We start from the raw sequence: 22,551 nt of genomic DNA, 5'->3' as shown, positions 1-22,551 counted from the left end.
GAGTTCGCTTCGGGTTCGCATCGAGTGTGCTGCCATACGTACGCGCAACTGTATCTGTGAATCGCGCGCGACGGCGCGCAGAATCGTTGCTTCATTCAACCGGCTGTGTGGCGCGTTGCATTGCATTGTCGAACACGCGCTTCGCCCTTGCATTTGCCCGCCATGATCGTTAGCCCTCTGCTCACCGCCGACGTCCTGATCGCCTACAGCGCCTATTTCGTCGGCACCGCGAGCCCTGGGCCGAGCAATCTCGCGATCATGTCGCTCGCGATGAGCGCGGGCCGACGCGCGGCACTGGTGTTCGCGCTCGGCGTGGTGTCGGGCTCGTTCTCATGGGCGCTGCTCGCGTCGCTCGGGTTGTCGGCGGTGCTCGCCGCCTACTCGGAATGCCTCGTCGCGATCCGGATCGCGGGCGGCTTGTATCTGCTGTGGCTCGGCTTCAAGTCCGCACGCTCGGCGTGGAGCGCCGGCAAGCCGGCCGCGAACGCGGCGCGCGTCGACGAACCGCTCGGGCGACTCTATCTGCGTGGCCTTTTGCTGCATCTCACGAATCCGAAAGCGGTGCTGGTGTGGCTGTCGATCGTGTCGCTCGCGATGTCGCCGGTACACGGCGCCGCGCACGTGACGCCGGTCGTGCTGGGCTGCATGGTGATCGGCGCGACGGTATTCAGCAGCTACGCGGTGCTGTTTTCGACGGCGTCCGCACGCCGCGTCTATACGGCGATCCGGCGCTGGCTCGATGGCTGGCTCGCGGTGATGTTCGGCATTGCGGGGGTCAAATTGTTGACGTCGAAGAGCTGAGGTGGGTCGGGCGCGTCTGGGTCGCCCGAGGCCGCGCTCTGCGATACTGGCGGTTCGGCTCCATCAACGACGGCTGCTAGCGCACCCACCTACGCAACGATGAACGGCAACGACCACGTCGCACCTTCTTCCAACCAACGCTCGCCGCTGCAAAAGCGGCTCTATCTCACCGGCGCGGCGATCCTGGTCGTCAGCCTGATCGCCGCGGTGCTCATCTACGTGAGCGTGCCGCCGCCCGATAGCGCGGTCGCGATGTACGGCATGGTCGATCCTCGCTATCAGATCGAGCTACAGCAAATCGGCGGCAACGCGGCGGTACTGATGGCGCAGTTGCATCAATGGTTCGATAGCTTGTGGCACGGTGTCAGGCTGGCTTATACGGTCGCGGCGCTGGGCGCCGCGCTCGCGGCTGGCTGCATTTTCATCGGCCATTTTTTCGCGGACGATTGAGTCGCGAGGCGCTCGCATCGAGGCGCTCTAGTACCAAGACCGAGTCACCGCCTGCGTTGTTCTTCTAGATATCGAAGTACAGATAAAACTCCCATGGATGCGGACGCAATTTGATGGTGTCGATCTCGCGGCTGCGCTTGTAGTCGATCCAGGTCTGGATCACGTCGTCGGTAAAGACATCGCCTTTGCGCAGGAACGTGTTATCGGTTTCGAGCGCCGCCAGCGCCGCGTCGAGGGAGCCCGGCACCTGCCGTATATTGCGCGCTTCTTCGGGCGGCAGATCGTAGATGTTGCGGTCGAGCGGCTCGCCGGGATCGGTCTTGTTTTCAATGCCGTCGAGGCCGGCCATCAGCATCGCGGCGAAAGCAAGATATGCATTGGCCGACGGGTCCGGACAGCGAAATTCGACGCGCCGCGCGTTCGCCGAATCCGAATACATCGGAATGCGCGCCGCGGCCGACCGGTTGCGCTGCGACATCGCCAGATTGACGGGCGCCTCATATCCCGGTACCAGGCGTTTGTATGAATTCGTCGTCGGCGCGCAGAAGGCCATCAGCGCGGGTGCGTGCTGGAGCAATCCGCCGATGTACCAGCGGCACAGGTCCGAAGTCAGCGCCCAGCCGCCCGCGTCGTAAAAGAGGTTCTGTTCGTCTTTCCACAGGCTCTGGTGACAATGCATGCCGCTCGCATTGTCGGCGAACAGCGGCTTCGGCATGAAGGTTGCGACCTTGCCGTGCCGACGCGCGACGTTCTTGCAGATGTACTTGTAGATCATCACGTTGTCGGCCATGCGGGTCAGCGTCGTAAAGCGCATGTCGATCTCGTTCTGTCCCGCGGTCGCAACTTCGTGGTGATGCACTTCGATCTGTACGCCCGCCTGCTGGAGCGTCAGCGCGATTTCCGAGCGGATCTCCTGCAGCGTGTCATGAGGCGGCACCGGAAAATAGCCCTCCTTGTAGCGCTGCTTGTAGCCGAGGTTGCCACCGCCGTATGCGCCTTCGTCGCGACCGGTGGTCCAGTCGCCCTCGCCCGACTCGACGTAGTAGTAGCCGCAGTGCTGATCCTGGCCGAAGCGGATGGAGTCGAAGATGAAGAATTCGAGCTCCGGCCCGAAATAACACGTCGTCGCGATGCCCGTCTGGCGCAGATAGTTCTCCGCCTTTTTCGCCACGTAGCGCGGATCGCGCGAATACGGCTGCCGCAGCACGGGATCGACGACGTCGCAAATCATCGACAACGTCGGCGTGTCGCAAGCCGGGTCGACGAAGGCCGTCGCCGGGTCAGGCCGCAGCAGCATGTCGGACTCGTGGATCTCCTGAAAGCCGCGGATCGATGAACCATCGAAACCGATGCCGGCGCTGAACAGGTCGTCGTGAACCTCGGGAAGCGTGATCGAAAAATGCTGCCAGAGTCCGGGCAAGTCGGTGAATTTCAGATCGACCATCTGAATATCGCGCGCTTGCAGCAGGCCGATCACATCGCTTGCGCTTTGTGGTCGCGTGACGCGATAGCTGCCCGCTTCGACGGACGCCGCAAACGGCGATCCGGTGGTTCCTTGCGTACTGGCCATGAACTTTGCCCTCTTCCGCCCCATTACCGCCCGTGTACTTATAGTCCAACGTTAGTACGTCCACGCGCGAAAGCAAGGCGGCAGTGCGTGGACCTAGCGGTCTTGCTCCAGTGCCTTCAAATGAGCCTCGCCGGCATCTCTGGCAGCGGCGGAGGTCGCATACGTCTCGTCCGAAACGAGCGAGCGTTTGACCTCACGGGCCGCGAAGTCGACCAGCGTGATGACCCAGACATGCTCGCCACTCTGCTCGGCCGTTTGCACGAAAGCGCGCACGTCGCCCTTGTCCTCTGATTTCATCGTGACCTCCTTGTGGAAAAGTCGCGCGGAAAAAGGGGAGCGCGACAATAAAGCCGTTCGCGAGCCGCGGTGCTTTCCTCACGGAGCGCGTAGCTTGATCTTAGGCAATGGAATCGGTCCGATGACAGTTTTCTCGCTTCCGATGCCGAGCACAGCCGATGGGTTCGGCGGTGAAAGCGGCTTGCCCGCAATCATCTAAAGTCCTCATCGAGACCTTGTCGGCAGGCGCGGTTGCGCCGGTCGAGTAACGCGGACGGGCGTTCGACTGGGCGAGCCGTCTCCCCCAGGGACCTCAGTCGCGGAAATCGAGCTCATTCAGCTTGCGGCGTGGAACGGCGTTGGCCAGTCCGTCTTGCGAACGAGATGAGCGCCGCCCGAGGCAATTCTTCGACTGAAAGCGCCCATAGCGAATACGCAACGCTGCGCTGGAACAACAAGCCGACAGCAGCCCGAAGCTGCCCCTTGCCCAGCGCGTACACCGAGTCGGTCACGGCGACGGCACCGTGCATCAGAATGCTGGCATGCCGGTAGCATCCCATCATGCAGTCATTGCAGGGTTGCCGTTGATCGGGCAGGCGGTCGAGGTCGAAGACGGAGCCCATCGGCTCAGGCCACGCCTCGCAACGCCAAACATCGAGGTTCCAGTCGATATAAAAGTACTTGCTGCCACCGATGCATGGAACCAGTTGCTGTTCGCCGCGCACGAAACGCGCGACCTCGGCCAGCGCAGCGCTCGGGTCCATAACACGGAAATGCTTCTTGAGGCGCGCGATTGCGCTCAACGCTTCGAGTAGTTCGTCGGTGTTCAGGTCGACGAGTTTCGATTCTTCGTCGTAAACAAGCGACGTAGATCCAAACGCCTCGCGCCGTGGATAGGAAAAAACGACGGCATCGAAGCCAAGCCGGTTGAGCGTCTCGGGAAGCAACTCGTAACGGACCAGTCGGCTCACCGTAATCGATGCGCAGACCTCGATGCCGAAGCTATGGGCCTGACTGATGCCGTCGCGGATGCGGGCCTCGAGACCGCGCAGACCGCGATTGCGCTCATGCTCGCGCATGTCCGCGCTATCGATGGAAATCAGCAGACGCCTGAGGCCGGCGGCCGCCAGTGGCTTGATGTAGCGGGGAAGAAACCAGCCGTTCGTGATCACGCCGCACTGCATGCCGGCCTTGGTGGCCGAAGCCACGAGCGATGCGATCTCGGGATGAACCAGCGGCTCGCCTCCCTGCAGCGTCATGTAACGAATCCGGCGTCTGCGCAGGATCGGCAGTGCGCGCGCGAACTCATCAGGGTCGAGATAACGACGTGGCCCCGCCAGATTTTTCTCGCGAGAGAACCCGCAGAAATCGCATGCGGCGTTGCAAACGTTCGTCACCGATACGTCGCACACTGCGGGCAGCGGATTGCGCGGTTCGCTGCCGACACCGTCAGCATGCCGCTGATCGCGCCACTTGATGATCCGCTCTGTCGTATCCATGGGACCCTCATGGCCTACCGACGAATTCGGCAAGAAGCTTCGCTTACGCCATCCCACAAGGCGACGGGAGGATCGGCGAACGAAGATCCGCCGGCAGGACAGAACCGACGCATGAATGTCCGCACGAAAGCATGGGCAACGGCTGCAAATGGCCCGGATTTTGCCGTCGCCCGGTCAGACAGGTTTCAGCTCTTTCTGGAGGTTTTCGGCACAAATAGCGTGGGTGTGTGCAGAACCTTCTCGCTTCCGCACTTTGGGCAAGCCGGATGAGCGTTTTCATGTTCAGCAAGATGCTCGGCATGTTCGAACATCTCACCGCACTTCTCACACCTGTACCGGTAAGTCGGCATGGCATTCCTCCAACGAGAATCCCGCACGTCGGGCTGACCAGATACGTCTACGACGTCGGCAATAACCATTCTAGTGCAGGAAAGTGCGAGAAACGCCTGCGTGCACCTCGCGCGCAGCGCTCATCGTATGGGGCGAATGTCAGTTTGCCCGTCGCCTACCAGCCGAAATACCTGCACGGCATCTTCCAATGTGGACGCCTGTTCTTGCATGCTGGCTGCCGCGGCTGCCACCTGCTCCACCAGGGCAACGTTCTGCTGGGTCATCTCGTCCATCTGCCCGATCGCGCGGTTGACTTCGCCGATGCCGGTACTTTGCTCGTTGCTCGCGTGGGTAATCTCACCCATCAAAGTGACCACACTATCGACAGCCGTGACGATTTCGGTCATGTCCCGGCCAGCCTGGTCGACCAGTTCGCCGCCTGCATTGACGTTGCCGACCGAGTCGGTGATCAGCGCCTTGATTTCCTTGGCGGCCGTGGCGCTGCGTTGGGCCAGGCTGCGCACCTCGGCGGCGACGACCGCAAAGCCGCGTCCCTGGTCGCCGGCGCGTGCTGCCTCGACGGCCGCGTTCAAAGCCAGGATATTGGTCTGAAAGGCAATTGAGTCGATCATGCTAATGATGTCGACGATCTTGTGTGAACTGCCGCGGATCAACGACATGGTGGTCACCACATGCCCCACCACGGTGCCGTCTTTGACCGCGAGATCGGAGGCCGAGGCGATGTGTTGGTTGGCGTGCGAAGCGCGTTCGGCATTGGCGCGGACCATCGCCGTCAATTGTTCCATCGTCGATGCGGTTTCCTCGAGCGAGCCAGCCTGCGCCTCGGTGCGGGACGAAAGCTCCGCGTTGCCAGCCGCAATTTCGCGCGCGCCCAGCGCGATCATATCCGAGGCACGTCGGACGTTGCCGACTACCGAGGCCAAACCGACACTGATGCCGTTCATTGCCTGCATCAACTGGCCCAGTTCGTCGCGCCGGCTGACATGAACTTGCGCGGTCAAATCGCCGGCCGCGAGTTTTTCGGCGGCGGCCTTCGCTTCGAGCAGTTGCATGCCGAGACCGCGCCGGGTCGTCACGAAGACCAGCGCGCTGACCAGCAGCGCGCCGAGTAGCCCGAAGCCGATCACCCCGGTTTGCAGGAAAGCGGGCAACGCCGCTCCCGGGCTCGATCGGTCGGGGGGGATCACTGCCTCCAGCAGCCGACCATAGGCCAGCAGAAGTACGGTATTGGCGGCCAGGGTAAGCAGCGCGAGTCTGGCTCCGATCGACAGGTTCCACACCTCACTGACGTCGAGGCCGACATACAGCGCGCCGATTACCTCGCCAGAACTGTCCCGGATCGGCTCGTACCGTGTCATGTATTGCTTGCCGAATAGCGTCGCGTAACCGGTGTAGGGTTGCCCGCCGCGCAGCATCCGATAGCCGGGATGCGAGCGGTCGAGTACCGTGCCCACGGCCCGCTCGCCGGTTTGCCTTTTGACCGAAGTGGCGACGCGCACGAAGTCGTCGCCAATTGCGACGAATAAGGTGCCCGTCGCGCGGGTCTTGCCGGTGAAGTGGTCCACTTCGCCGTAGTTGAGGTTCAGCAGGGTGCTCCCGTTCAGCAGCCCGGGGGTCATGACACCGAGGATGTCGACACTGCTTGATTCGTCGCGTGAAAATGGAGCTGGAAAATACCCGGCGAGCGTTCGCGCGTGACGGCGCACCTGGGCCTTGAGCGGCAGCAGAAAGTACATGAAGTGAACCCCGTCGACTAAGTCAGCGAGCCGAATAAATCGGACGTTTTATTCTGAATTCATTAGACAGAATATTGCATGAGATGGCAATAGAGTGTGCTCGCTAATCTCAGCTCACTGAAAGGCGGCGCCAGGGCGAACCTCAAGAATATCGGCATGCGCCGTGGCGCTCCGCGCGGATCATAGATGTTTGACACGCCAGCAGCCTTCCGACGAAGAGCGCCACGACACCGCTGAGAAGCGTCGCGAGAACTATTTCGCGCCGCCATTCGGGGCGCCCGTCTTGCTGAAACCAGATCCACCAAAGCACGGCAATCAGTACCAGGCGTTTAAAGGTGTAGAGGTCGGCGATGGCTTGTATCGATTGGGTCGCGAAATGACCGAAGTGTATGCTGGACAGATATGTTTCGATGGTCGAATCGAAGCCGTTCATGTTCCTGTAATCGATATCTGCCAATCGAAGCGGAACGTCAGAATAATTGAGGCAAGCGACAACAAAAGAGGCGCAGACAACGTTTGCTAGCAATTTGCCCTTCCGAGGCGGTGTTCGCGGCATGCGCCGCCTCAGTGCGAAGCCAGGGCGGCCCGTTATGGCGCCCCCTTAACCCGCTCATGCGGATTCTCCACTCCCGCCATGCTCAGCGCCTCATGCAGCGTGCCGAAAATACAGCGCTCCTCGACGATCGGCGTGATTCCATGCCGATCCATATCCGAGCGCAAATAGCGATTCACCCGCGCAAAGACCACCTCGATCCCATTGCGCTTGAGCGCCGAACACAACGCGCCCACCGAGCGCGCCGCCGAATAATCGACATCGGTAATCGCGCTCGCATCGACGACGAACCAGCGCACGGCGTTCGGTGCGTGATCGATCAGGCGGCGCGTATCGTCGACGAAAAAATGATCGTTCGCGTAGAACAGATCGGCGCCGAAACGATACACGATCAACCCCGGCGCGGTCTCCACGCCGGGCACCGCCGGCACCGGCACCCACATGCCGTCGCCGTTGGGCGCGAGCATCATCGTGTGGGGGCGGTAGCTGTGTCGCACGTGACGCAGCAACGACAACGCGACGGCGACCAGAATGCCGTGCTCGACGCCGATCAGCACGACCGCCGCCGCCGTGAACAAAGCCAGCGCGAATTCGCCGGGACTTTCGCGACGAATCGAAAAGAGCGACTGCAGATCGATCAGGCCGACCGCGATCGTAAACACGATGCTCGCGAGAATGCAGTGCGGCAGATACTGCAGATAGCGGCTGAAAAACAGCAGCACGACCACCACGACCGCCGCGAACACGAGCTGCGCGAACTGGCTGCGCGTGCCGGCGCGATCGGCCATCGCGGTCTGGGTCAGGCTGCCGTTGACGACGAACGCGCCGGAAAACGCCGCCGCCGCGTTGGCGGCCGCGATGCCGAGCAGGTCTGCGTTGGTATCGATCGGCTCGTGATAGCGGTCGGCGAACACCCGGCTCGCCGCGGCGCTTTGCGCGACGATCATCACGAAGCACGACGCCGCGACCGGCACGAGATCGAGCATCTGCTGCCACGTCACCGACGCAATCCGCAGCGGCGGCAATCCGCCCTCCACCGGTCCGAGGATGGAGATGCCGTGCGCGGCGAATCCGAACACATCGCTCGCGGCAATGCCCGCGACGACCGCGACCAACGGCACCGGCAGGCGCGGCCAGAAACGTTTGCAGACGAGAATCGCGGTCACCACGAGCAGCGAGATCGCCAGTGTCGGCCGATTGATCTGCGCGGCGTCGCTCACGACGAGCAGCAGTTGTTTCACGCTGCTCGCCGCATGTCCGGGCACGCCGAGCATGTCGCCGAGCATCGCGATGCCGACCTGCACGCCGACGCCCGCAAGAAAGCCGACCAGCACCGTACGCGACAGGAAATCGGCGAGAAAGCCGAGCTTGAAGATGCGCGCGACGAACAGCAACGCGGCCGTCAGCAACGCGACCATCGCCGCGAGCGCCGCATACTCGGCGCTCGACGCGGGCGCCATCGTCGAAAGACGACTCGCGAAGATCGTCGCGGTGGCCGAATCGGCGGCGACGACCAGATGCCGCGAAGCACCGAAGAACGCGAACGCGACGAGCGGCAGGAACACCGTGTAGAGCCCGGTGACGGCCGGCATGCCGGCAATGCGCGCATAGCCGAGGACCTGCGGAATATCCATCGACGCAAGCTGCACACCGGCCAGCGCATCGCGCGCCGCCGCAATCCGGCTCAAAGGAAGAACGCCCTTCAGCACGCCGGCACGCGCCGCCATTTTTTGCAGAGAATCTTGCATACGCGATGCTGACCTAAAACGAAAGTAATCGCGCATCGTGCCGCGAACCGGCGCGCCAAGGCAAGACTTATGGAAGGAAGAACGGGCTATTGACGAAAACGAAAACGAGAAAGCAAACCGAAAGAGCGCAAACGATTGCTCCTTTCAAGCGCACAACAAACTAACGGACGTTAATCGCAAAGCGAAAATCTCCACGGCGCAGCCGCGGAAAAAACTCGCGAAGAAGATCTACCGTTTGAATTGCCCTGTCTGCGGGTCCACATGGCGCGCGAAACCGAACAGCGCAGCAATGCAGATCGGACAGGCGATCAGAAAGATGACCAGCATCACACTCACCCCGTAACAACTTGTTACCGGGAATTGTAAAGAAATTTGAAGTAAGTTTAATGAGGGAAAACCGCAAAGCACTATTGCGCAGGATTACGGGAGCCTTAAAAAGATCGTCGATGCGTAAGTGAAAACGCGAATAGGCCGCCACGGCGCGCGTCCGCGCGCCAGGCATCACACCGCCACGATTAGCCAAACCCTTCTACCGCTTTGCGCCGCGCGTATTTTTCTTCGGCATCGGCGCTGGCCCGACCGATTCGCGCATCGTCACGCTGAGCGGAAACTCGCGCAAGATCTCCCAGTTGGTGCCGTAACACTGGTTGATGAGCCAGCGCACCGCGTTTTGCGTAAGTTCCCCGGTTGGAATATGCACCGACGTGAGCCCGGGCGCCGCGTAGGCGGCCGAGTAGTCGTCGTCGTAGCTGATCACGGAGATGTCGTGCGGCACCGAAATGCCCGCCTGGTGAAAGCGCGCGAGCACGCTGACCGCCATCGTGTCGTTCGCGCAGAACAGGCCGGTCACGCGCCGCTGCGTCTCGAGCAGCTTCTGCGCGGCCGCGTAGCCGCCTTCGGGCGAAAAGTCGGATTCGATCAGCGTGACGTCGTCGCGCGCAATGCCGGCTCGCGCGAGTTCGGCGAAAAAGCCGTCGATCCGCATCACGTTGTCCGATGCGGTAGCGGGCCCGGAAATCACCGCGATGTCGCGATGCCCGTGATCGAGCAGCGTGCGCGCCGCGAGTTCGCCGCCGCGCCGATGATCCGCGCTGAACGACGCCTCGGGCAACTGCTCGAACGCGCGATTCAGGAACACCATCTTCGGATGCATGCCATGCAGCATGATCAGGTCTTCGTCGTGCAGATCGTGGCTGATCACGACCACGCCATCGCAATCGCGGCCGATCAAAAAGCGCACTGCCTCGATCGCCTGCTCGCGCGGCGACACCTCGCCGCAACCGGTCGCGACCACGACATGGCGCCCCACCGCGCGCAGCTCGGTGTCGGTCTGCTTCAGGATCGTGCCGTAGTAGGAACCGAAAAAAGTCGGCACGAAGATGCCGATGATGCCGAGCTGCTGCGTCGCCATCGCCCGGCCGATCGACGACGGGCGGAAATTCAGCGCCTCGATCGCCGCCTTCACGCGCGCCGCGGCATCGGCGGAAATCGGTCCCTTGCCGGAAATGGCTCGTGAGGCGGTCGACATGCCCACGCCGGCCAGTTCCGCGACGTCCTTGAGTGTTGCCACGCGGTTCTCCATCAAGCCTGTCTCGACGAGCCGCTTCGCGCGTGACGCGCCGCGGCGTTATAAGCGCGCGCCGCTCGCTTCGTCGAATAGCGAGACATGCGCGGCGTCGAACGAGAACGCCACGGTGTTACCCTCCGCAATCGGCGCTTTGGTCTGATCGATCGACGCGATCTGTTCGCCATGATAGTCGAGCCAAATCACGCGGTGGTTGCCCATCGGCTCCATCAGCGAAACTTTCGCGCGCTCGCTGGCGCCTTCCGTGATATGCACGTCTTCGGCGCGCACGCCGAGCACGCAGCGCACGCCCTGCGAGGGCGCCCCCTTGAACGCGTACGCCGAGACGTCGATCCGCACCTGCGCAGTGCAAAAGTGAAGCGCGCCGTCGCGCGTCTCGAGCGTGCCCCTCAGCAGATTCATCGCCGGCGAGCCGAGGAAGGTCGCCACGAACAGATTGTTCGGCCGCGCATAGACCTCGGCCGGCGTGCCGAACTGCTGGATCACGCCGCCGCGCATCACGGCCATGCGCGTCGCGAGCGTCATCGCCTCGACCTGGTCGTGCGTCACGTAGATCATCGTTGCGCCCAGGCTGTGATGCAGCTGCTTCAGTTCGCGGCGCAGTTCGGTGCGCAGCTTCGCGTCGAGGTTCGACAGCGGCTCGTCGAACAGGAACACGTCGGCCTCGCGCACGATCGCGCGGCCGATCGCGACGCGCTGCCGCTGTCCGCCCGACAACTGCGACGGCTTGCGCTCGAGCAGCGGCCCCAGTTGCAGCATCTCCGACGCGCGGGCGACACGCCGCGCGATTTCCGCCTTCGGCGTGCCGTTGATGCGCAGCGCGAACGACAGGTTGCGCTCGACGCTCATGGTCGGATACAACGCGTACGACTGGAACACCAGCGCGATGCGGCGATCCTTCGGATCGGCCCACGTCATGTCTTCGCCGGCGATCTCGATGCTGCCGTCGCTGACATCGATCAATCCCGCGATGCTGTGCAGCAGCGTGGACTTGCCGCAACCCGACGGCCCCAGCAGCACGACGAACTCGCCGGCGAGCACGTCGAGATCGAGGTTCTCGATCACCGTGCTCGAACCGAGGCGAATCGTCAGATTGCGGACCGCCACATTGGCGGGATGCGTGAGCGCCGCGGCGTCGGAGTCAACGTCAGCGCTTGCACCCGGCACGCCGGCCGCATCGATCGTATTAGCCATGTTTGCCATGCCCTACCCCTTGACGGCGCCCGACGCAATGCCGCGCACGAACCAGCGGCCCGAAATGAAATAAACCGCGAGCGGCACCAGCGACGTCAGGATCGTCGCCGCCATATTGACGTTGTAGAGCCGCTCGCCGGTCGTCGTGTTGATGATGTTGTTCAACTGCACCGTCATCGGTAGATTCTTCGTGCCAGCGAACACGAGGCCCAGAATGAAGTCGTTCCAGATGTTCGTGACCTGCATGATCAGCGCAACGACGATGATCGGCGTCGACATCGGCAGCATCAGTTGAAAGAAGATGCGCCAGAAGCTGCCGCCGTCGATGCGCGCGGCCTTGAACAGCTCCTGCGGAATCGACGCGTAGTAGTTGCGGAACAGCAGCGTCATGACCGGCATGCCGAACATCGTATGGATCAGCACGATGCCCGGCAGCGAGCTGAACAGATGCACGCTCGCGAGCACGCGCACGAGCGGATAGATCATTACCTGCACTGGAATGAACGCGCCGACGAGCAGCACGCCGAACAGCAGACCCGCGCCGCGCGGCCGCCAGAACGACAGCGCGTAGCCGTTCACCGCGCCGACCATGATCGACAGCACCGTGCTAGGCACGACGATACGCACCGAGTTCCAGAAGCCGACGCGAATGCCGTTGCAATCGAGCCCGGTGCAGGCCGACTGCCATGCGGCGCTCCACGCGTCGAGCGTGAAATGCATCGGCAAGCCGAGCAGATTGCCGAGGCGGATCTCGCTCATCGGTTTGACCGACGTGACCAGCATCACGTAGAGCGGCAGCAGAAAGAACACCGCCGCGGTGAGCAGAAACGCGTAGATGCCCAGGCGCGCCGGCGAGAACGCCGAGCGGCGGGGCCGCGTGCGCGCGCGATGCGGCATGCCACCTTTGAGCGTGGAATCGAGCGTGTTCATCCTCTCTCCCCGCGCAGCGCCGCACGGCTGCGTGCATAGAAGAACGGCGCGAGAACCGCGAGCACCGTCGCGAGCAGCACGATCGATGCAGCCGACGCAAGGCCGATGTTCGCGCGCCCGAACAGATAGTCCATGATGAATTTGGCCGGCACTTCGCTCGCGGTGCCGGGGCCGCCCTGCGTCATCGCGACGACCGCGTCGTACAGCTTCACGACCATCACGAACAGCAGCACGAACGCGGTCGAGATCGACGGTCCGAGCATCGGCACCACGATGCTCGCGTACACGCGCCAGCGTGGAATGCCGTCGACGCGCGCGGCTTTCCACAACTCTTCGTCGATGCCGCGCAGGCCCGCGAGCAACAGCGCCATCACGAGGCCCGAAGCTTGCCACACGGTCGCGATCACGATCGTGTAGATGACCCAGTCCTGATCGACGATCCAGTCGAAGCGCGCATGCGCGAAGCCGAGGTTGCGCAGCACCTGCTGCGCACCGAGCGCGGGATTCAGGATCCATTGCCACACGAGCCCGGTCGCGACGAACGACATCGCGTACGGATACAGAAACACCGTGCGCAACGCGCCTTCCGCGACCACGCGCTGATCGATAAAGATCGCCAGCAGCAAGCCGATCACCATGCACGCGATGATGAAACACGCGCCATAGATCACGATGTTCTGCAGCGACGTCAACCAGCGGTCGTTGTGAAAGAGCCGCACGTACTGCGTGAAGCCCACGAAGTCGTGCGACGGAAACGTGTGCGAATTGCTGAGCGACACGCGCGCGGTCCAGACCATCGTGCCCAGGTACGTGAACACGACGGTCAGGAGCATCGGCAGCAAGGCCAGCCAGACCGCGATCGAAAACCGCCGGTTCAGCGGCTTGTTTCGCGGTTTGGGGTGCGACTTGCCTTGTGGTTTCGGACCCCCGGCTGGCAGCTTGAGCGCGTGCACGGCGAGGCCTAGCCCTTCAACGCGCTGGCGAACGCTTTCTGCGCGTCGTCGACGGACTCGTTCTTGTTCCAGAAGTTCGTCACGACGTCAGTCAGCGCACCCTGCATATCGGGCGACAGCAGCATTTCCGGATTCGGCAACTGGCGCGACTTGTCCTTCATGATCGCGATGCCCTCCTTGGCGCAGACGTCGAGGCTGCTTGCGTCGACGTCAGACCGGATCGGAATCGAGCCCTTCTTCGCGCTGAACGCGACCTGCGCGGACGGCGAGGTCATCACCGTGGCGAGCAGATTCTGCGCCTTGATCGCCGACGCGCTGTCGGTCTTCGGGAACACGAAGACGTCGCCCGCGACCAGATACGGCGAACGCGGACCGAAGCCCGGGAAGCAGCCGAAGTCCTTGCCCGCCGTTTGATTCGCCGCGACGAACTCGCCCTTCGCCCAGTCGCCCATGATCTGAACGCCGGCCTTGCCCGAAGTCACGAGCGCGGTCGCGTCGTTCCAGTTGCGGCCAGGCGAGCCCGGATCGACGAAATCGTGCAGCCGCTTGAACGACACGAGCACCTTCTTGAACGCATCGGAGTTCACCGCGTTCTGATCGTGATCGCGATAGACCTTCATATACAGGTCGGGGCCGCCCACATCGGCGAGCACCGCGTCGAACGTGATCTTCTCCTGCCACGGCTGGCCGCCGAACGCGAGCGGAATCACGCCCGCGCTCTTCAGCTTGCCGAGATCGGCGATGAATTCGTCGTAGCTTTTGGGCTCGCTCGCGATGCCCGCTTTCTGGAACACCGGCTTCGAGTAGAAGAACCACGCGGGCATATGAATGTCGACCGGCGCCGCGTAGAAATGGCCCTTCACGCGGATACTGTCGAGAATCGACTGCGGGAAAATGCCGTTCCAGTTTTCTTTCGCGGCGACGTCGTCGACGTTATTCAGGAGTCCCTGGTCGATCAGATCGTGAAACTGCTTCGACGTATTGAACTGGGCGGCGGTGGGTGGATCGCCGCCGACGATCCGGTTGATCGCGGTGGCACGCGCCTGATCTCCGCCGGCGACTGCGTTGTCGACCCATTGGCCGCCGGCCTTGTCGTACGCGACGGCAAACTGCCGAATCGCGGCCGACTCGCCGCCCGAGGTCCACCAGTGAATCACGTTAGCCTTGAGCGGTTCCGCATGCGCGACGACGCCATACAGCGCCAGTGCCGCAACTACGCCTCGCAAGACCATTCTGTTGCTGTTCATTCCGTCTCCTCCAGGCTCAGCGCCCGTGTGTCAAGTCGAAATACCTTCCAGCTCCACCCGGCTTTACATCGTTGCTGCGTCGTTTTAATTGTGTTTATTGCGCTTGCGCGTTGCGATCTTCGAGGAATTTCGACACCAGCTCCGCGCTGCGCTTGACGGTACGCTTCTGCGTTTGGTAGTCGACGTGCACGATGCCGAAGCGCCGCTCATAGCCGAAAGCCCACTCGAAGTTGTCCATCAGCGACCACAGGAAATAGCCGCGCACGTCGACGCCCGCCTTGATCGCCTGATCGACCGCGGCGAGATGGCGCTTCAGGAACGAGATGCGCTGCGTGTCCTCGACGCGGCCGTCGATCACCTTGTCGTCCGATGCCATGCCGTTCTCGGTGATGTAGATCGGCGGCAGATTGGCATAGGTATCCCTGAAACCGGTCAACAGATCGCGAAGACCGTCAGGGTAAACCTCCCAGCCCATCTGCGTGCGCTCGACACCCTCGAGCGGCACGTCCTTGAAACCGTGCCCACCATCGCTCGCCACGTTGGTGCGGAAATAATAGTTGATGCCGACAAAATCGAGCGGCGTATTGATCGTCTGCATGTCGCCTTCGAGCACGAGCGGCTCGCTGCCCGGCCACAACTCGAACAGGTCTTGCGTATACTCGCCCTTGAACAGCGGATCGAGAATCCACGCGTTGTGCTGAACTTCGAACAGCTCGGCCGCGCGACGGTCGGCGGCGCTGTCGCTATTCGGCGTGCCGCGCCCGACATTCGCGACGATGCCCTTGTGCGAGCGCGGATCGTTCGCGCGCAGCACCGGAATCGCGAGACCGTGCGCGAGCAGCAGATGATGCATGGCCTGCGCGGCGAAGCGCAGGTTCGAGAGTCCCGGCGCGTGATGGCCGTTGCCGTAGCCGAGGTACGCCGAACACCACGGCTCGTTGAGCGTCGCCCACGCATCGACGAGGCCGTGCAGCTCGCGGCTCATCAGATCCGCGTAATCGACGAAACGGTACGCGGTTTCGCGATTCAGCCAGCCGCCGCGATCCTCGAGATGCTGAGGCAGATCCCAGTGATAAAGCGTGACGAAAGTCGTGATGTTCTTCTCTTTGAGCCGTCCGAGCAGGCGCTTGTAGAAGTCGAGCCCCTTGCGGTTCGGCGTGCCGTTTTCGTCCATCACACGCGGCCATGCGGTCGACAGCCGGTACGCTTCGAGGCCGAGGCCCGCGAGCAGATCGACGTCCTGTTCCCAGCGATGATAGTGATCGCACGCGACGGCGCCGGTGTCGCCGGCCAATACCTTGCCCGGTGTGGCCGAGAACGTGTCCCAGATCGACGGCAGGCGGCCGTCTTCGTTGACCGCGCCTTCGATCTGATACGACGCGGTGGCCGCGCCGAGCAGGAAATCCTGGCGCCACAGCGACGAATCGGCGGGCGGTGTGAATGGACCGGAATGCGGGTCGCCGTGAGCGGTTGGACGGGCGGCGTCGATGACTGCGGATGCGTCGTTTACCACGGATTCTCTCCTGCCGATGAGGTCGTTGAACCGGGTGTGGTGGAGCTCGAGGCGCTGGCGTTCGAACTTGCTGTGAACGCTTAAGTGGAAGCGCTTCCACACTGTCCAGCGAACGATAGCAGCGGGGAAATCGGCGCAGCAATCCGGGTTTGTCTGGAGGGGTTTCTGGCATGCGTGCGAGGGTGATGCGGCGCGCATCGAGGTTGTTCGACTGCAACGGATAGTTGCGGCTTCCGACGAAAATCCCTGGCAGCCGTGCAACGCAAAGTCTCGGATCGCCGATAATCGGCTGATCCACTGAAGCATGGAAGACGATTGCGATGAGCGAATTCAATCTGTCGGAACTCTACCGCGGCTATATCGCCTGCCTGAACACGCAGGACTGGTCAAAGCTGCGAGACTTCGTTGGCGAAGACGTGAAGTACAACGGCCAACGAATCGGTTTGTTGGGCTATCGCGAGATGCTGGAAAGAGACTTCCGCGACATTCCCGACCTGCACTTCGAGATTCAGATGCTGGTTTGCGAGCCGCCACATATCGCAAGCCGATTGCATTTTGACTGCACACCCATCGGCATGGGCGGTTTCAAGAGTGAAGCGCAACAGCGGGTTTAATGTTTAGAGCCTTGAGGTTGACTTGCTGATGCGAGGGTCGCGGCGAAGACCTCGAAGGGTGAATGGAAGTTGTGAGTTGCACGAGGCCGGCTGTTCAGACTGTCGGCGATGGCGTCGAGTTCGTCCTGACTGTAGACCGAAAGGTCTGTGCCTTTGGGCAGATACTGTCGCAGCAGCCCGTTGGTGTTTTCGCAAGTGCCGCGTTGCCAGGGACTGTGCGGGTCGCAGAAGTACACGTTCACGCCGGTTGCGGCAGCGAGCTCTTTATGGCGCGACATTTCTTTTCCCTGGTCATAAGTGAAGCTCTGGCGCAGTGGCGCAACAATCGAATTGAGTTTGGCAGAGAAGCCCGCCAGCGCGGAAGCGGCGGTGGCGTCTTCCATCTTGGCGAGCAGCACCAGGCGGCTGGTCCGTTCGACCAGCACGCCTACCGAGGACTGGTTGCCGGCACCCTTGATGAAGTCGCCTTCCCAGTGCCCAGGCAGCAGTCGGTCTTCGATTTCGGGCGGCCTCACATGAATACTGACCATGTCGGGAATCTGTCCGCGCCGGTCGGTGCCCCGTGTACGCGGCATGCGCGTGCTGTGGCCATGGCGTAAGCACGCAATTAGCTGACGGCGCAGTTCGCCGCGCGGCTGGGCGTAGATGGCCGTGTAGATGGTTTCGTGCGAAACCTGCTGGGTCGGGTCGGTCGGATACATACGCTTCAGTGTGCCCGATATCTGCTGGGGTGACCATTTCCACTCGAGCAGGGTGAGAACGATGCGCCAGCAGACGCTTTGCAGGCAAAGCTTTGTGGGGCTGCGACCTGCGCTGCGGCGTGCGGCACTGAGCGCTTCAGCCGGCACGGACGCGTAGCCAGCAGGCAAGCTGTTTCGCGCCAGTTCACGGCTAACGGTGGCTGGCGAGCGCCCGAGTATCCGGGCCATGGCCCGGATACTCGAACCCTGCAGATGCAGACTTGCAATGGTCAGGCGCTCTTCAGGCTGAAGTTGCTGGTACTGAGTTCTTTCGTGCATCGCAACACCTTATACGAAACAGGTGTTGCACTTCAGATTTGAGGCCGCCATGTTACTTGGGCTTCCGGTGCAAGGAAAACGGGTGGAGTTTTCCGAGAACGTCTTCTACGAGTTTGGTGACGGCAAGATCCGGCAAGTCTGGTCGGTCATCGATAAAGCCGCGATCGAGAGTCAGTTGTAGCGGCTCAGGGACACGCCGCGCTCAAACGTTTCTCTTTGGCATCAGCGCACCGCGTTCTCGGGTCCCTCGGTGTCGACCAGTCGCGCCGCGCGCTCCGCCCGCATTTCACTTCGATTCTTTTTATCGGGCGAATGCGCTCGTCTATGGCTTGTCGTCCTCGCGATCGGGGTCGATGTCGGGATCGAGCGGCGGCTCATCCGGATCCTGCGATGGACCGAGGTCGGGCAGATCCGTCTGCACGACGTCGGACTGATCCGGGCGGATCGGGTTTTCGTCCTTGTTCGGTGTGGTTGCCATGGCCGGTCCTCCTTAGGTCGTTGCCATGCTGAAGACGCAGCAAGTTCCGCTCCCGATCCAGACGCGGCCATGCCCGTTCCGGTCACAAGTCGAAGCCCATTTGCGCACGGCCAAGCTCGGTGAGATCGTCTGGCGTGGCGCGGCCGACGAAATCGACTTCGAAATGATCGGCCGGAAAATCCGGCGGGCTCCTGCCTTCGAGAAAGCCCGGCAGTTGCCGCTTCAGATACGCATCGTTCTTCGCGCAGCCCGGCAGCGAAGCGATATACATCACGTTGCTATAGCCGTTGCCGCGATGCGCGTCCTCGACCGCGTGAATGACGTCGCTATGCCAGAACACGGTGTCGCCCGCCTGCATCAGCGGAATCGACGACAGCGCATGAAACAGCGGCGCGTGATAGTCGGACTTGATCGACAGCGCGCGCCCCGGCAGCGCTCCGCACAGATCGTCTTCGGCGACATCATCCTGAAGCGCGCGCAACAGGATGTAGACCATCGAGTTCGCCATCGGCACCAACTGCAGCGTGCCGTCGCCGGGGCCTTGCGGCGTCAGCGCGGTCCAGCCTTGAAACGTGCGGAACATCGAGCAGACGGCCGGCGATGCGATCTCCTCGACTTCGGTTCGCCACGCGGCGTCGAACGGATCGTAGTCGCGCCAGTGGCCCGAGAACACATGGCGATAGACCTTGCGGAAGTTCGGCTCGATCCAGCGCTCCACCGAACCGCCGTCGCAATGCGCCGACAACCCGAGCGATTCCGATCCGGGCGGCCGACGGCGCAGGCGGTCCGCATACACCGGCACATGGTTCGGATCGAAATGCACGCGCCCTTCGCTTTCGGTGCGCCACAGCCGGTTCAGGAACACGCGGGCCTGCGTGAGCTCGGTCGATTGCCGCGCGAGCACCTGCGGTTTCGACCAGTACACACCGTAGATTTGCGGCTTGCTCGAGGCGAGCTGCCCAAAGTACTTGTCTTCCGCGCGATTCTGCAGCTTTGCGTCGAGGTCGTTGCGCTCGACGTAGTCGGCGATGTCCTGATCCCATTGCTCGACGAGCGACCGGTCGAACACCTTGCGGATCACACAGGCGCCGCGCGCTTTGACGAGCGCGATCTGCTCGTCGGTGACGCGGTTCGCCACGATGTCGGCGAACTGGATTTCCGGAATGACCGGCTCGCCGCGCTCACGCAGCGTCGCGATTCGCTCCGCCTCCTTCGTCATCGCCGCTTCGACGTCGGCGAACACGTCGCGGTAGTTCGGCAGCATCGCGCGCAGTTCGCGCTTCGCTTGACGGATGGCTGCCGGCAGGTCGTCGATTTGCAAGGCCATGGCATCGTCTCCATGTGGTTTCTGATGCTTGAAGCGTACGCGAACGATCGCCGCCTGCGTGATACTATCCGGTCAAAGATTTGACGATTTCGGACATGAAAGCCGCTTTTGAACATGTGGATTTTGGCCGGGACTGTTCGGTCAGGGTTTACCACCGCCGGCTGCCCCGCATCCCTTTCGAATGGCACAACCATCCCGAGTACGAGCTGACGCTGACGATGAACAGTCAGGGCAAGCGGTACATCGGAGACTCCGTCGCGACCTACGGCGCGGACGATCTGGTGCTGGTGCCCCCGAATCTGCCGCACACTTGGGCCTCGAACCGTTCGATCGACGCGGCGCACCCGCAGGTCGCGATCGTCGTATGGTTCGACGGCGCGTGGGTGCGGCGACTCGCCGATGTCTGCCCCGAATACAACGGACTTTGCGACCTGTTGCGCAGAGCGGCCTGCGGCCTCGCGTTCGAAGACGGTGCCGGCACACGCATGCGCGAACACCTCGACCGCCTGCTGTCCGACAAACCGCGCGAACGCTTGCAGGCGGCGCTCGATGTACTGGATCTGCTGTCGGCGCTCCCCGCCACGCCGCTCGCGTCCCCAAGCGCATTCGACGCGCGAACCGGCACGCCGACTGGCCACGAATCCGATCAGATCAATCGCGTGCTCGCGTTGATCGAAACACAGTTCGCGCATCCGCTTCGGCTTTCCGCGCTGGCCAAGGCGTCGGGGCTTTCCGAGCGCTCGTTGACGCGGCATTTCACGCAGCATCTTGGCGAGAGCGTCGGGCGCTACGTGACGCGCGTACGAATCGGCCACGCATGCCGGATGTTGACCGATACGCAAGCGCCGATTTCCGTCATTGCGACGCGCTCCGGATTCGCGAACGTCGCGAATTTCAACCGGCAATTCAAAGCCGCCAAGGACATGACACCGGTTGAATTCAGGCAGCAGTTCGCGGGCGCGCGGCGGGCGGAGCAACAGATGTCGCCAATGCTCACCGAGCGCTCGCCTTCTCTGCAGAGACTTCGCAACAAAGGAGACGGCAAGCGGATGTCTCGGCCCGCGCGTGCAGGCCGGCAGTCCGAATGACCGGACTACTCGGCGAGCAATCCCTGCAGGCGCCGGACATTTTTTGCACGTCCGGGGGAGTACTTGCAGCAAGGGTGGGGCCAGGGATTTTATGGCGCAGACTATGCGTTGGCGGCGAAATTTCAACGCGACGGCAACGCGCGGCTGGTCGACTGCAACACCCGACTCTGGAGGCACTCCATGAACGAACAAGCGATACGTGAAGCCTTGAACGCACACTGGCGAGCGTCGGCGGACGGCGATCTCGACGCCGAACACGCTATCTACGCCGACGATGCGATCTGCGACTATCCCCAATCAGGCGAGCGAATTCATGGACGAACCAATTTGCAGGCTCTGCGCGGCCATCATCCCGGCAAGCCATCGGGTTTCGCGATCAGGCGAATTCAAGGCGAAGGCAATCTGTGGATCACCGAGTACACGATCAACTATCAGGGGCGCATCGCTTACACGGTCAGCGTGATGGAGTTCCGCGAAGGCAAGGTCGTCCACGAGACGCAGTATTTTGCTGATCCGTTCGAGGCCCCGGATTGGCGGAGTCAATGGGTTGAGCGGACCGCGTGAAAAAACGCGCCGCGGCCGTGTAGGACCAAGGTCCGATTGATGGCAAACGCGCGCATGCGACTATGCTTCGAGGGGGCTGAAGCCCGAACTTGACGAGGTTCGCTATGCGGCAGGCCAAGATCGTTATCGTCGGCGCAGGGCTGGTCGGGGGATCGGCAGCCCTGTTCGTGGCGTTGGCCATTCCGAGCGCGAAAGTCGTCATCATCGATGTCGCGCGGGTGCGCGCTGAGGGACAGGTTCTCGATCTCGCCCACGCCGCGGCATTCTGGGGGCACAGCCGTTTTCGCGCAGGGGACTACGAAGACGCGCGTGACGCCGACATCGTCGTGATCACGGCCGGCGCCGGCGTCAAACCCGGCGAGACTCGCCTGCACCTTGCCAGAACCAATGCGGACATCGCGACCGAAATCGTCGGGCGGATCGCGCCGCTCGCGCCCGACGCCATCTATCTGATCGCGACCAACCCATGCGACGTGCTGACCGGCGCCGTTTACGACCAATTGCGTTGCGAGCGCGAGCGCGTCATCAGCACGGGAACCTCGCTCGATACCGGGCGGCTGCGCTCCCTGCTGTCCGAGCGGCTCGGCGTGGTGGCCTCCGCGATTCACGCCTATGTGCTCGGCGAGCACGGCGAATCGGCCGTGATCCAGTGGTCCGCCGCAACGGTCTGCGGCATGCCCCTCGAAACCTTCCTGACGCGCAACGGCAAGGAGCTGGGCCCCGCCAGCAGGGATCTGATCCTGCGCTCCGTCCACGAGGCGGCGAAGCTCATCAAGGAAGGCAAAGGCGCCACCCATTACGGCATCGCCAGCGCGATAGGAAGGATCTGCGAGGCCATCGTGCACGACACCGATCTGATTCTCACGGTTGGCATCGTCCAGCCCGAAGTGGAAGGCGTACCGGACGTGTGCGTGTCGCTGCCAATGGTCGTCAATGGCGCGGGCGCGCGGTTGATCGCCTATCCGGAACTCGACCCTATCGAGCGCGAGACCTTGCTCGGTAGCGCGCGCATCGTCAAGGACGCGACGGAAAGCGTGCTCCACGTGCGGTGACGC

At 62.5% G+C, this 22,551-nt stretch carries 20 protein-coding genes and 3 pseudogenes; 7 read left to right on the top strand and 16 right to left on the bottom strand.

The window, feature by feature from the left end; genetic code table 11:
* Positions 1-162 precede the first annotated feature (162 nt).
* Together OKW39_RS39905 and OKW39_RS39900 are read left to right on the top strand one after the other, a co-directional pair.
* A complete protein-coding gene (locus OKW39_RS39905) occupies positions 163-801 on the top strand; it encodes a LysE family translocator (RefSeq protein WP_429565159.1) in 639 nt (212 codons plus the stop codon).
* A 99-nt stretch (positions 802-900) separates the two neighbouring features.
* Positions 901-1,251, top strand: a complete 351-nt coding sequence (locus OKW39_RS39900; RefSeq protein WP_429565158.1) for a hypothetical protein — start codon at positions 901-903, stop codon at positions 1,249-1,251.
* A 64-nt stretch (positions 1,252-1,315) separates the two neighbouring features.
* Here OKW39_RS39900 and glnA read toward each other — a convergent pair whose 3' ends face one another.
* From glnA to OKW39_RS39835, 13 genes and pseudogenes are all read right to left on the bottom strand, one after another.
* Positions 1,316-2,821, bottom strand: coding sequence for a type I glutamate--ammonia ligase (gene glnA / locus OKW39_RS39895; protein WP_429565157.1), 1,506 nt, complete (start codon positions 2,819-2,821; stop codon positions 1,316-1,318).
* 93 nt (positions 2,822-2,914) lie between these two features.
* A complete protein-coding gene (locus OKW39_RS39890; protein WP_090806402.1) occupies positions 2,915-3,118 on the bottom strand; it encodes a hypothetical protein in 204 nt (67 codons plus the stop codon).
* Positions 3,119-3,429: 311 nt separating this feature from the next.
* Positions 3,430-4,596 carry a radical SAM protein gene (locus tag OKW39_RS39885; RefSeq protein ID WP_429365241.1) on the bottom strand — a complete coding sequence of 389 codons (1,167 nt, stop codon included), beginning with the start codon at positions 4,594-4,596 and terminating at the stop codon, positions 3,430-3,432.
* Positions 4,597-4,781: 185 nt separating this feature from the next.
* The gene (locus tag OKW39_RS39880) at positions 4,782-4,946 is read right to left on the bottom strand and encodes an FmdB family zinc ribbon protein (RefSeq protein ID WP_090810116.1); all 165 of its coding nucleotides are present in this window, start codon (positions 4,944-4,946) and stop codon (positions 4,782-4,784) included.
* Positions 4,947-5,066: 120 nt separating this feature from the next.
* Positions 5,067-6,683: a methyl-accepting chemotaxis protein gene (locus OKW39_RS39875; RefSeq protein ID WP_429565156.1), complete on the bottom strand. Its 1,617-nt coding sequence runs from the start codon at positions 6,681-6,683 to the stop codon at positions 5,067-5,069.
* A 199-nt stretch (positions 6,684-6,882) separates the two neighbouring features.
* A pseudogene (locus tag OKW39_RS39870) lies at positions 6,883-7,116 on the bottom strand (phosphatase PAP2 family protein); the annotation flags it as partial.
* 155 nt (positions 7,117-7,271) lie between these two features.
* Positions 7,272-8,984, bottom strand: a complete 1,713-nt coding sequence (locus OKW39_RS39865) for a SulP family inorganic anion transporter (protein WP_429565155.1) — start codon at positions 8,982-8,984, stop codon at positions 7,272-7,274.
* A 529-nt stretch (positions 8,985-9,513) separates the two neighbouring features.
* On the bottom strand, positions 9,514-10,566 hold the full coding sequence (locus tag OKW39_RS39860; RefSeq protein ID WP_090806408.1) for a LacI family DNA-binding transcriptional regulator: 1,053 nt from the start codon (positions 10,564-10,566) through the stop codon (positions 9,514-9,516).
* Positions 10,567-10,611: 45 nt separating this feature from the next.
* On the bottom strand, positions 10,612-11,772 hold the full coding sequence (locus OKW39_RS39855) for an ABC transporter ATP-binding protein (protein ID WP_429565154.1): 1,161 nt from the start codon (positions 11,770-11,772) through the stop codon (positions 10,612-10,614).
* Between the two features lie 3 nt (positions 11,773-11,775).
* Entirely contained in the window at positions 11,776-12,693 is a 918-nt protein-coding gene (locus tag OKW39_RS39850) for a carbohydrate ABC transporter permease (protein WP_090806412.1), read from the bottom strand.
* On the bottom strand, positions 12,690-13,646 hold the full coding sequence (locus tag OKW39_RS39845; RefSeq protein WP_429365238.1) for a carbohydrate ABC transporter permease: 957 nt from the start codon (positions 13,644-13,646) through the stop codon (positions 12,690-12,692). Before OKW39_RS39845 ends, OKW39_RS39850 begins: the two co-directional genes overlap by 4 nt.
* 8 nt (positions 13,647-13,654) lie before the next feature.
* Positions 13,655-14,893 (bottom strand): ABC transporter substrate-binding protein, encoded by a 1,239-nt coding sequence (locus OKW39_RS39840; RefSeq protein ID WP_429555389.1) that lies wholly within the window; start codon positions 14,891-14,893, stop codon positions 13,655-13,657.
* A gap of 94 nt (positions 14,894-14,987) precedes the next feature.
* Complete coding sequence (locus tag OKW39_RS39835) at positions 14,988-16,406, bottom strand: GH1 family beta-glucosidase (protein ID WP_429565153.1); 1,419 nt, start codon at positions 16,404-16,406, stop codon at positions 14,988-14,990.
* A 320-nt stretch (positions 16,407-16,726) separates the two neighbouring features.
* Here OKW39_RS39835 and OKW39_RS39830 point away from each other — a divergent pair.
* Positions 16,727-16,981: pseudogene (locus OKW39_RS39830) on the top strand (ester cyclase); the annotation flags it as partial.
* Positions 16,982-17,016: 35 nt separating this feature from the next.
* Here the strand turns inward: OKW39_RS39830 and OKW39_RS39825 are convergent.
* Entirely contained in the window at positions 17,017-18,039 is a 1,023-nt protein-coding gene (locus OKW39_RS39825) for an IS30 family transposase (protein WP_429562353.1), read from the bottom strand.
* A gap of 7 nt (positions 18,040-18,046) precedes the next feature.
* On the opposite strand from OKW39_RS39825, the pseudogene OKW39_RS39820 reads away from it, so the two are divergent.
* Positions 18,047-18,220: pseudogene (locus tag OKW39_RS39820) on the top strand (ester cyclase); the annotation flags it as partial.
* 141 nt (positions 18,221-18,361) lie between these two features.
* Here OKW39_RS39820 and OKW39_RS39815 read toward each other — a convergent pair.
* Both OKW39_RS39815 and OKW39_RS39810 read right to left on the bottom strand, forming a co-directional pair.
* The gene (locus OKW39_RS39815; RefSeq protein ID WP_167368690.1) at positions 18,362-18,517 is read right to left on the bottom strand and encodes a hypothetical protein; all 156 of its coding nucleotides are present in this window, start codon (positions 18,515-18,517) and stop codon (positions 18,362-18,364) included.
* Positions 18,518-18,599: 82 nt separating this feature from the next.
* Positions 18,600-19,844 (bottom strand): DUF1479 domain-containing protein, encoded by a 1,245-nt coding sequence (locus tag OKW39_RS39810; protein WP_429565152.1) that lies wholly within the window; start codon positions 19,842-19,844, stop codon positions 18,600-18,602.
* A 95-nt stretch (positions 19,845-19,939) separates the two neighbouring features.
* Here OKW39_RS39810 and OKW39_RS39805 point away from each other — a divergent pair, with 95 nt between their 5' ends.
* From OKW39_RS39805 to OKW39_RS39795, 3 genes are all read left to right on the top strand, one after another.
* Positions 19,940-20,932: a helix-turn-helix domain-containing protein gene (locus OKW39_RS39805; protein ID WP_429334123.1), complete on the top strand. Its 993-nt coding sequence runs from the start codon at positions 19,940-19,942 to the stop codon at positions 20,930-20,932.
* A gap of 180 nt (positions 20,933-21,112) precedes the next feature.
* Positions 21,113-21,496 carry a nuclear transport factor 2 family protein gene (locus OKW39_RS39800; protein WP_090810122.1) on the top strand — a complete coding sequence of 128 codons (384 nt, stop codon included), beginning with the start codon at positions 21,113-21,115 and terminating at the stop codon, positions 21,494-21,496.
* A 104-nt stretch (positions 21,497-21,600) separates the two neighbouring features.
* Positions 21,601-22,548: a lactate/malate family dehydrogenase gene (locus OKW39_RS39795; protein WP_090806422.1), complete on the top strand. Its 948-nt coding sequence runs from the start codon at positions 21,601-21,603 to the stop codon at positions 22,546-22,548.
* Positions 22,549-22,551 lie beyond the last annotated feature (3 nt).

The organism is Paraburkholderia sp. MM6662-R1, from assembly GCF_050436245.1.
In the GTDB taxonomy this organism is placed as follows: domain Bacteria; phylum Pseudomonadota; class Gammaproteobacteria; order Burkholderiales; family Burkholderiaceae; genus Paraburkholderia; species Paraburkholderia tuberum.
Note: the sequence above shows the minus strand (reverse complement) of the source record. Positions and strands in the feature narration are given on the sequence as shown.

Coding starts and splice junctions, on each gene's coding strand:
- OKW39_RS39905 (WP_429565159.1), top strand. CDS start 163: ATGATCGTTAGCCCTCTGCTCACCGCCGACGTCCTGATCGCCTACAGC.
- OKW39_RS39900 (WP_429565158.1), top strand. CDS start 901: ATGAACGGCAACGACCACGTCGCACCTTCTTCCAACCAACGCTCGCCG.
- glnA (WP_429565157.1), bottom strand. CDS start 2,821: ATGGCCAGTACGCAAGGAACCACCGGATCGCCGTTTGCGGCGTCCGTC.
- OKW39_RS39890 (WP_090806402.1), bottom strand. CDS start 3,118: ATGAAATCAGAGGACAAGGGCGACGTGCGCGCTTTCGTGCAAACGGCC.
- OKW39_RS39885 (WP_429365241.1), bottom strand. CDS start 4,596: ATGGATACGACAGAGCGGATCATCAAGTGGCGCGATCAGCGGCATGCT.
- OKW39_RS39880 (WP_090810116.1), bottom strand. CDS start 4,946: ATGCCGACTTACCGGTACAGGTGTGAGAAGTGCGGTGAGATGTTCGAA.
- OKW39_RS39875 (WP_429565156.1), bottom strand. CDS start 6,683: ATGTACTTTCTGCTGCCGCTCAAGGCCCAGGTGCGCCGTCACGCGCGA.
- OKW39_RS39865 (WP_429565155.1), bottom strand. CDS start 8,984: ATGCAAGATTCTCTGCAAAAAATGGCGGCGCGTGCCGGCGTGCTGAAG.
- OKW39_RS39860 (WP_090806408.1), bottom strand. CDS start 10,566: ATGGAGAACCGCGTGGCAACACTCAAGGACGTCGCGGAACTGGCCGGC.
- OKW39_RS39855 (WP_429565154.1), bottom strand. CDS start 11,772: ATGGCAAACATGGCTAATACGATCGATGCGGCCGGCGTGCCGGGTGCA.
- OKW39_RS39850 (WP_090806412.1), bottom strand. CDS start 12,693: ATGAACACGCTCGATTCCACGCTCAAAGGTGGCATGCCGCATCGCGCG.
- OKW39_RS39840 (WP_429555389.1), bottom strand. CDS start 14,893: ATGAACAGCAACAGAATGGTCTTGCGAGGCGTAGTTGCGGCACTGGCG.
- OKW39_RS39825 (WP_429562353.1), bottom strand. CDS start 18,039: ATGCACGAAAGAACTCAGTACCAGCAACTTCAGCCTGAAGAGCGCCTG.
- OKW39_RS39815 (WP_167368690.1), bottom strand. CDS start 18,517: ATGGCAACCACACCGAACAAGGACGAAAACCCGATCCGCCCGGATCAG.
- OKW39_RS39810 (WP_429565152.1), bottom strand. CDS start 19,844: ATGGCCTTGCAAATCGACGACCTGCCGGCAGCCATCCGTCAAGCGAAG.
- OKW39_RS39805 (WP_429334123.1), top strand. CDS start 19,940: ATGAAAGCCGCTTTTGAACATGTGGATTTTGGCCGGGACTGTTCGGTC.
- OKW39_RS39800 (WP_090810122.1), top strand. CDS start 21,113: ATGAACGAACAAGCGATACGTGAAGCCTTGAACGCACACTGGCGAGCG.
- OKW39_RS39795 (WP_090806422.1), top strand. CDS start 21,601: ATGCGGCAGGCCAAGATCGTTATCGTCGGCGCAGGGCTGGTCGGGGGA.